This window comes from Trebonia sp. (genome assembly GCF_049794275.1).
GTDB lineage: Bacteria > Actinomycetota > Actinomycetes > Streptosporangiales > Streptosporangiaceae > Trebonia.
Map to the genome: position 1 here is coordinate 1 of NZ_JBARCR010000697.1, position 1682 is coordinate 1682.

General features: G+C 73.0%; 2 protein-coding genes. Both read left to right on the forward strand.

What is annotated here, in order from left to right; genetic code table 11:
* Positions 1-220 precede the first annotated feature (220 nt).
* A complete protein-coding gene (locus tag WA805_RS18580) occupies positions 221-1087 on the forward strand; it encodes a GntR family transcriptional regulator (RefSeq protein WP_422327415.1) in 867 nt (288 codons plus the stop codon).
* Positions 1087-1682: dethiobiotin synthase (gene bioD / locus WA805_RS18585; RefSeq protein WP_425242961.1), on the forward strand; the 596-nt coding region annotated here is incomplete at its 3' end. The genes WA805_RS18580 and bioD, both read left to right, overlap by 1 nt.

A 1682-nucleotide genomic window follows, 5' to 3' on the forward strand; every position in this document is an offset into this window, starting at 1 on the left:
CGCGAGACGCGCTGGCCGCGCAGCGCGGCTGCGCCGAGTGCGGCGTCCGGGTCGGCTGCTTCCGGCCGCCGTCGGTTCCGGCAGGCGAGGCGTGCTTGCGCCTGACCGGGCGCGCCACGCTGACGGAAAAGGACATCAGCGTAGCGTCGCGCGCACTGGCCGTTGCGCGAGATCGCTGCCATCATTGCCGGAATACCGCACAAGCGGGAAGGAACACCCCATGACCGTGTCTCCGATGCCGGCTGAAGACCGCGCCGGCGAGGCTGGCGCCTCCGCCGCCCCCGGCGCCCCAAGTGTCCCAGGGGCCCCGAAGGCCCCAAAAACTCCGGAGGCGGCAGGCACCCCTGGCGTTCCTGTCGGCTCGTCGCCGACCGTGCTGCGGCTGCCGAAGTACTACCAGGTAAAGCGGCAGCTGCTCGAGTTCACCTCGGCGATGTCACCGGGCAGCCCGGTGCCGCCGGAGCGTGAGCTCGCCCGGCTGTACGGGACCTCCCGCACCACCGTGCGACAGGCGCTGTCGGAGCTGGTGATCGAGGGACGGCTGCTGCGCATGCAGGGAAAGGGCACCTTCGTCGCCAAGCCGAAGGTGGCGCAGTCCCTGGAGCTCGCCAGCTACACCGAGGGCATGCGGCAGCACGGCCTGCACCCGCTGACCAAGATCCTCGAAATCGGCTATGTCACCGCGGACGACCAGCTCGCCGGGATGCTCGGCATCCGGCCCGGGGGCCGCGTGCTGCGCATCCACCGGCTGCGGCTCGCCGACGGCGAGCCCATGTCCATCGACACCTCGCACCTGCCCGCGCGCCGGTTCCCCGGCCTGCGCAGGCAGCTGGAACGGCACGCCTCGCTGTACGAGACGCTGCGCACCGGGTACGGCATCCAGCTCGCCGAGGCCGAGGAGACGATCGAGACGGTGCTCGCCGACCCGCACGACGCCAGGCTGCTCGGCGTTGACCCGGGCATCCCGCTGCTGCTGCTGTCCAGGCACGCGATCGACACGACCGGCCTGCCGGTGGAATGGGCGCAGTCCTGGTACCGGGGCGACCGGTACAAGTTCATCACCCGGCTGCGGCGGACATCCGGCTAGTGACCCGCGTTCTCGTCGTCTCAGGAACCGGCACCGGCGTCGGCAAGACGGTGGTCACGGCGGCGATCGCCGCGCTAGCGATCGCCCGCGGCGACCGCGTGGCCGTCGTCAAGCCCGCGCAGACAGGCACCGCCGCGGGAGAGATCCCCGATACCGAGGCCGTCCGGCGGCTTACCGGCCTCGCCGACACCCACGAGCTCGCCACGTTCCCCGACCCGCTCTCTCCCGAGGCGGCCGCCCGGGTCGCCGGCCTGGCCCCGCTGGACCTGCGCGCCGTCATGGACTACGTGGCGAAGCTCGCCGAGTCCCGCGACCTCGTCCTCGTGGAAGGGGCCGGCGGCCTCCTGGTGCGCTACGACCCTGACGGCGGCACGATCGCCGACCTGGCGGCCGCGCTGGACGCTCCCGTCGCGGTGGTCGCCGCCGCGGGCCTCGGCACGCTCAATCACACCGCGCTCACCCTCGAGGCGCTGGCCGCGCGGAAGCTGGCGCCCGCAGGCGTGGTGATTGGCAGCTGGCCGCGCCAGCCGGGCATCGCCGAGCTCGCCAACCTGACGGACCTGCAGGCCGTCGCCGGCGGCCCGCTCGCTGGCGT

Excerpts from the sequence above, each read along its gene's own strand:
- WA805_RS18580 (WP_422327415.1), top strand. The coding sequence starts at position 221 with ATGACCGTGTCTCCGATGCCGGCTGAAGACCGCGCCGGCGAGGCTGGC.